The sequence below is a fragment of the Burkholderia sp. 3C genome, from assembly GCF_054589155.1.
The window spans coordinates 148,165-154,770 of the sequence record NZ_BAAILN010000093.1 but is presented as its reverse complement, the minus strand read 5'-3'; the positions used below and the strand labels follow the sequence as shown (position 1 = coordinate 154,770).

The window sequence follows — 6,606 nt, the reverse complement described above, 5'->3', positions numbered from 1 at the left end:
GACGGCCGGGCAGCAACAGGCCGCGCGCGCGGCCACGCCGCAGCAAGGCATCGCGGGGTGGCGTGCGAAGGTCGGCGAGGCGCTGCGCGGCATCAGCGATCGCGGCGGCCTGGACGAAGTGCGTACGCTGCTGCTCGTGATGGTGGCGGTGGTCGTGATGCTCGCGCTGCTGGCCAGCGCGAGCGGCGGTTGGGTGGCGTTCTTCGCGGCGCTGCTTGGCGGCCTGGTGTTGATCGTGTTGTGGGTGGTGCGGCGGATTTCGGTACGCCGCCTGAAGATCGTGCGACAACTGCCGTCGTTTCTCGACGGCATGGTGCGTCTCGTCACGCTCGGCAACAGCGTACCGGCCGCGTTTCAGGGTGCGCTCGGCACTACCGAAATGCCGCTGCGGCTCTGTCTCGACCAGGTGTCGCGCATGTTGCGCACGGGCGTCGAGGTCGATCGCGCGATGGTGCATATCGCGAAGCAATACCGGATACGCGAATTCGAACTGGTCGGCTCGGTGCTGCGCCTGTCGGTGAAATACGGCGGCCGTGCCGATGTGATGCTGGAGCGCATGGCGACGTTCATGCGCGACTTCGAGGCGGCCGAGCGCGAGCTGCGCGCGATGTCGGCGGAAACGCGGCTGTCCACCTGGGTGTTGGGCTCGCTGCCGATCGCCGTCGGCAGCTTCGTGATTGCGACCAACCCGAAATACTTCACCTCGATGTGGATGAACGATACGGGGCGCCTTGTGTTGTACGTGGCCTTCGCGCTGCAGGCGTTGGGGGTGTTCCTGCTGTATCGAATGGCGCGGCTCAGGTAGGGGGCGACATGGATGCAAATCGTCTGGGGGCCTTGGCGCTGTTGCTCGGCGCGTTCGGGGTGCTACTGCTCGCCGGGGTGGCGATCGTGCGCATGCTGCTCGCGCAGCGCAGCGACCGCGTATTGGCGAAGGCGCTCGATCAGCGCGTGGCCGCCGGCCGCGCCGCGGCCGAGCGCGCGAGCGGTTCACCCGATCCGAAGCTGGCCGCCGCGCCTTCGCTGACGGGGTTCGTGGCGTGGCGCGCGCATATCGAACGGGTCGGCATTCGCTGGCTCGACACCGGTCTTGGCAAGCAACTGGTGGCCGACGAAGATCGCGCGATGCTCGATCAATGCGGCTATGCCGATGTGCGCTCGCGCGGCCTGTTCCTGATGGCGCGGATCGTCGGCGTGGTGGTGCTGGTGCTGGTGTCGCTGCCGTTCGTTTTTCATAAGTCGGCGTCGACCTGGATGGGCGTGATGTTCTTCGCGGTGGCCGCCGGCTACATGCTGCCGAAGATCTACGTGCGCCGCCGCGCCGGCGCGCGCCGCGAAAGCGTGGGCGAGGAAATGCCGCTGTTCGTCGACATGCTGCGCCTGTTGCAAGGCGTGGGCCTGTCGCTCGACCAGAGCATGCAGGTCATTTCGAACGATTTCCGGACCATGCTGCCGGTGCTGTCGTGGGAGTTGAGCGTGGCCCAGCGCCAATTCGCGGCCGGCCGCACCCGTGAGCAATCGCTGGCGCGCCTGACGCACAGCTTCGACAACGAGGACTTGCGGTCCATCGTGCAGTTGCTGATTCAGGTGGACAAGCATGGCGGCGCGGTGCAGGAGCCGTTGCGGCTGTTCGGCGACCGGCTGCGCGAAGGCCGGCGCGCCACGCTGCGCGAGCGGATCGGCCGGTTGACGGTGAAAATGACGGGCGTGATGGTCGTGACGCTGCTGCCCGCGCTGCTGATCGTGACGGCCGGCCCCGGCATCATGACGGTCGTCAGCGCGTTGGCGAGCATGCGGCATTGAGCGCCATACGGCCAAGGAGCCAAGCACAATGAAACGAACCCAAGGGCGCATCGCGCTGGCGGGCCTGCTGGTGGCGCTGCTGACCAGCGGCTGCTCGCTGTTCAAGGATTCCAACTACGGCGTCGGCGCGCAGGCCGAGCGGGCCGCGATGATGCAGGCCGCCGCCGACAAGACCGATCCGCCGGACACGCCGGGCATGTATCTGGGCCTGATCGACCGGATGCAGCAGCAGGGGCTGTATTACGCGTCGCTGGCGCATATCGACCAGTACGAGAAGCAGTACGGCTCGACGCCCGACACCAAGCTGCTGCGCGCCGATGCGTTGCGCGCGACCTCGCAGTACGAAGCGAGCGAGCAGGTCTATACGCAATTGCTGAACACGCCGGCCGCGTCCCGGGCCTATCGTGGCCTCGGCCTGATCGCCGGCGCGCGCGGTGATTTCCCGCGCGCTGCCGGGCTGCTGACGCAGGCGAGCGAGCTGGCGCCGACCGATGCCTCGATGCTGTCCGATCTTGCCTACGCGCGCATGCGCGCGGGCGATCTGGCCGCGGCGCGCGTGCCGCTGATGAAGGCCGCCGAACTCGACCAGAAGAACCCGAAGACGTTCGGCAACGTCGCGCTGTTCCTCGTCGCCACCGGGCATCTGGACGAGGCGAGCGGGCTGATGGACCAGCAGAAGATGACGCCGCAGGTGCGCGCCGAGATCCGCGACGACGCGGCGCGCGTGACGGCCGCGCAGCGCACGCGCCAACTGACGGTGGTGCCGCCCGGGCCGACGCTCGCGCAGAACGCCGTGCGCCGCGATACCGGCCAGCCGATCGCCAGCAACGACGGCTTCGATCTGGCCGCGCCGCTGCTGCAACGATTCTCACAAAAATGACGACGATAGCTACGGAGCCGACGATGCGACAGATCCTCACCCGCCCCCAGGCGGACGCATGGCGGGCTGCTCCCGTGCTCGCCGCGCTGGCGGTGGCATGCGCCGCCGCGTTCGGCGCGCCGGCCGCGCTGGCGCAACAGCCTGCCGACCCGGCCTTGGCCCAGTTGCAGCAGCAATTGCTGCCGATGCCCGATTCGCAACTGCAAGTGCCGGCGGCCCAGCCTGCCGTGCAACAGGTGCAGGCCGCGCCGCAGGCGCTGCCGGCGGTCGCGCCGCAACAACCGCCGCCGCAAGCCACGTTGCAGCCGCCGCCGCAACCTGTGATCGCGCCGACACCGCCGCCGCCTGCACCGGTTGTGGCAGCCGAGCCGCCCGCCAAGCCACCGCGCACCTCGACCCGCGCCTCGGATATCGGTTCGAGCACGGAGGCCTGGCTCGAACTGCAGCGCAGCAATCGCGCCGCGTCCGATAACCCGCACCCGTTCGAAGGGGCGGCGGCGTCCTACGCGTATCAGCGCTACCTGAATTCGTTCGGTACACCGATTCCGGCCTGGTTCGGTTCGTCGCAGGCTGCTCAGGGAAGCAGTGGCGGCGGTTCGTCGTTCGGCAGCGGGCAGTCGCAATAATCGTCGAGGTCGCCATGAGATCCACTCAATCCCGTCGTCCCGGCCGCCAGGCCGGATCCGGCACGATGGACGGCGCGCTCGCCGGCCGGCGCCGGGAACGTGGCGCGTTCGCGACGATGACGCTCATCTTCATGACGGCGGCCATTGCGATCCTCGGCATGCTCGATATCGGCAACGTGTTCTTCCAGCGCCGCGACATGCAGCGGATCGCCGACATGGCCGCCATGGCGGGCGTGCAGCGGGTGGACAACACCTGCTCGATGTCGCCGGGCGTGGCCACGCTGAGCGCCACCAACAACGGCCTGAATGCCGGCAAGGGCGACACCATCACGGTCAACTGCGGGCGTTGGGACCCGACCTCCTATGCCGGCCCGAGCTATTACTCGGCCGGCGCGAACGCCGGCTCGTCCGGCGACGTCAACGCGCGCCAATGGAATGCCGTGCAGGTGAAGGTGACGCGCACGGTGCCGTACTTCTTTCTCGGGCCGTCCCGTCTCGTGCAGGCCAGCTCCACGGCGCGTGCCACGGCGATCGACGTGTTCTCGGTCGGCGCGACGCTTGCGCAGCTCGGCGGCACCAGTTGCTCGGGCACGCCGGCTTCGTCGAGCGCGAATCCGGGGCTCGTCAACGGCTTGTTGAGCGGGCTGCTCGGATCGGCGTCGGGGCTGAACCTGAGCCTCGTGTCGTATCAGGCGCTGGCCTGTACCAACGTGCGGCTCGCCGACCTGGCCGCCGCGGCCGGCGTCGGCACCATCAGCCAGTTGCTGGCGCTGAAGTTGTCGCTGTCGCAGTTCCTGAGCCTCGTGGCCAATGCGGCCCAGCAGACCAGCGTCGCCAACGCGAACCTGCAGGCCAGCCTCGGCGCGCTCCAGGCGCTGGTCAAGGCGAACGTGAACGGCGGCAATGTCAACCTCGGCGGCGCGAACGGCCTGCTGAACGTCGCGCTGGCCGACACGCAATCGGCTGCCTCTGCCACCGTCAACCTGCTCGACCTGATCATGGTGGGTGCCGAGGTCGCCAATTCGAACAACGCGGTGGCTGTCAACGTGCCGTCGGTGAACCTGGGCGGCTTGACCGGCACGCAGTTGCAGGTGCAGATCATCAGCCCGCCGTCGATCGGCATCGGCGAGGGCGGCATCAATCCGGCTACCGGCACGTGGCGCACGCAGGCCTCGACGGCGGCGGTCGGCCTGTACATGGTGGTCAATCTCGCGTCGATCAATATTCTCGGCATCGGCGTCAACGTGGGCTTGCCGCTCTATCTGCAGGTGGGCACCGGCAAGGCCGTGCTGAACTCGACACAGTGCGGTTCGACGCTCGCCACCAGTACTGCGACGATCACCGCCACGCCGGGCATTGCCAATCTTTGCATCGGCACGCCGCCGCTCAATAGCAAGGGGCTGATCAGCCTGTCGTCCGCGTATAGCTGCAGCGTGCCCGCGTCGCTGATCGACGTCAATATCGCACCGCTCGGCATCGGCGTGGTGCACGTGAACGCGAGTCTGGCGAATGTCTCCGTGCAGGCGAACGGCGCGGCGCAACAGCATGTGTTCCCCGGCAACGTCGGCACGGATGCCGATTACTGGACCTCGAACTCGAATGCGCTCGGCTCCCTCCTGGCCAGCGCGCTGTCGCAGCTGTCAGCGTCCAAGATCAACGTTACCCTCACGCTGCTCGGGCTGCCGCTGGCGATCCCGACCGGCCTCGTTTCGCAGTTGCTGGGCCTTGTCACGTCGTTGCTCGGTCCGATCCTGCAATCGCTCGACGCCATTATTGTTCCGCTGCTGAACCTGCTGGGTGTGCAGGTGGGCGCGGCCACCGTCCACCATATGTCGCTGACCTGCGGCGTGTCGCAAACGGTCTACTGAACGCATTGACTGGTATCCGATGAGAAATTCACCTGCAATCGAGGGGCTCGACCTCTACGTCTGGGAGGGCAAGGCGGACATCGTCGACCGTGTCGCGCGTTGCATGGCCAGCTTCGACGTGGAGGTGATCCGCGCCGACAACGTGGTGCTGTCGTCCGAACGCGCGGCGGCGCGCCCGTCGCTGGCGATCATCAGCGTCAGCATGATCGAGAGCGGCGCGGCCTTTCTCAGCGAATGGCAGGCCAATATCGGCATGCCGGTGGTCTGGGTGGGCGCAGCGCGCGGCGGCGGTACCGACGCGGCCTCGTATCCGCCCGAGTATTCCCACATCCTGCCGCTCGACTTCACCTGCGCCGAGCTGCGCGGGCTGGTGTCGAAGCTGGTCGCGCAGCTACGCGCGCATGCGGCGCAAACCTCTGCACCGGCCATGCTGGTCGCGCATTCCGAGCCGATGCATGCGCTGCTGCAGGAGGTCGACACCTTTGCCGATTGCGACACCAACGTGTTGTTGCACGGCGAAACCGGCGTCGGCAAGGAGCGCATCGCCCAGTTGCTGCACGAAAAGCATTCGCGCTACCGCCACGGCGAATTCGTGCCCGTCAACTGCGGCGCGATTCCGGACGGGCTGTTCGAATCGCTGTTCTTCGGCCATGCAAAAGGGTCGTTCACGGGCGCGGTGGTGGCGCACAAGGGCTATTTCGAGCAGGCGGCGGGCGGCACGCTGTTCCTCGACGAAGTCGGCGACTTGCCGCTCTATCAGCAGGTCAAGCTGCTGCGCGTGCTGGAAGACGGCACGGTGCTGCGGGTCGGCGCGGTGGCGCCGCTGAAGGTCGATTTCCGGCTCGTCGCGGCCAGCAACAAGAAGCTGCCGCAACTCGTGAAAGAGGGCGCGTTCCGCGCCGACTTGTATTACCGGCTCGCCGTGATCGAGATCAGCATTCCGTCGCTGGAGGAGCGCGGCGCGGTCGACAAGATCGCGCTGTTCAAGTCGTTCGTGGCCGAAGTGGTGGGCGAGAGCCGCCTCGCCGCGTTGCCCGATCTGCCTTACTGGCTGGCCGACGCGGTGGCCGATACTTATTTCCCTGGGAATGTGCGCGAGTTGCGCAACCTGGCCGAACGGGTGGGCGTAACCGTGCGCCAGACCGGTGCCTGGGATGCGGCGCGACTGCAGCGCCTGGTGGCCCACGCGCGTGCGGCGCAGCCGGTGCCGGCCGAGAGTGCGGCTGAGGTATACGTCGACCGCAGCAAGTGGGATATGAGCGAGCGCAACAGAGTGATTGCTGCGCTTGACGCGAACGGCTGGCGCCGCCAGGATACCGCCCAACACCTCGGGATCAGCCGAAAAGTGTTGTGGGAAAAGATGCGGAAATACCAGATTTTCGACGAAGAGCCCGAAGCGCGTGAAAGTGAGGGATAATGCGAAAATTGT

The 6,606-nt window shown here is 67.3% G+C and carries 6 protein-coding genes; all 6 read left to right on the top strand.

The window, feature by feature from the left end:
* On the top strand, positions 1 to 805 hold an 805-nt coding region (locus ACYP33_RS19150), incomplete at its 5' end, for a type II secretion system F family protein (RefSeq protein WP_459623345.1).
* A gap of 8 nt (positions 806 to 813) precedes the next feature.
* The gene (locus ACYP33_RS19145) at positions 814 to 1,803 is read left to right on the top strand and encodes a type II secretion system F family protein (RefSeq protein WP_414449550.1); all 990 of its coding nucleotides are present in this window, start codon (positions 814 to 816) and stop codon (positions 1,801 to 1,803) included.
* Positions 1,804 to 1,831: 28 nt separating this feature from the next.
* A complete protein-coding gene (locus ACYP33_RS19140; RefSeq protein ID WP_459623343.1) occupies positions 1,832 to 2,683 on the top strand; it encodes a tetratricopeptide repeat protein in 852 nt (283 codons plus the stop codon).
* A 23-nt stretch (positions 2,684 to 2,706) separates the two neighbouring features.
* Entirely contained in the window at positions 2,707 to 3,309 is a 603-nt protein-coding gene (locus ACYP33_RS19135; RefSeq protein ID WP_459623341.1) for a DUF3613 domain-containing protein, read from the top strand.
* A 14-nt stretch (positions 3,310 to 3,323) separates the two neighbouring features.
* On the top strand, positions 3,324 to 5,177 hold the full coding sequence (locus ACYP33_RS19130; protein ID WP_459623339.1) for a TadG family pilus assembly protein: 1,854 nt from the start codon (positions 3,324 to 3,326) through the stop codon (positions 5,175 to 5,177).
* Positions 5,178 to 5,196: 19 nt separating this feature from the next.
* Positions 5,197 to 6,594 (top strand): sigma 54-interacting transcriptional regulator, encoded by a 1,398-nt coding sequence (locus ACYP33_RS19125; RefSeq protein ID WP_414444980.1) that lies wholly within the window; start codon positions 5,197 to 5,199, stop codon positions 6,592 to 6,594.
* The last annotated feature ends 12 nt before the right edge of the window (positions 6,595 to 6,606 follow it).

Excerpts from the sequence above, each read along its gene's own strand:
- ACYP33_RS19130 (WP_459623339.1), top strand. The coding sequence starts at position 3,324 with ATGAGATCCACTCAATCCCGTCGTCCCGGCCGCCAGGCCGGATCCGGC.
- ACYP33_RS19140 (WP_459623343.1), top strand. The coding sequence starts at position 1,832 with ATGAAACGAACCCAAGGGCGCATCGCGCTGGCGGGCCTGCTGGTGGCG.
- ACYP33_RS19135 (WP_459623341.1), top strand. The coding sequence starts at position 2,707 with ATGCGACAGATCCTCACCCGCCCCCAGGCGGACGCATGGCGGGCTGCT.
- ACYP33_RS19125 (WP_414444980.1), top strand. The coding sequence starts at position 5,197 with ATGAGAAATTCACCTGCAATCGAGGGGCTCGACCTCTACGTCTGGGAG.
- ACYP33_RS19145 (WP_414449550.1), top strand. The coding sequence starts at position 814 with ATGGATGCAAATCGTCTGGGGGCCTTGGCGCTGTTGCTCGGCGCGTTC.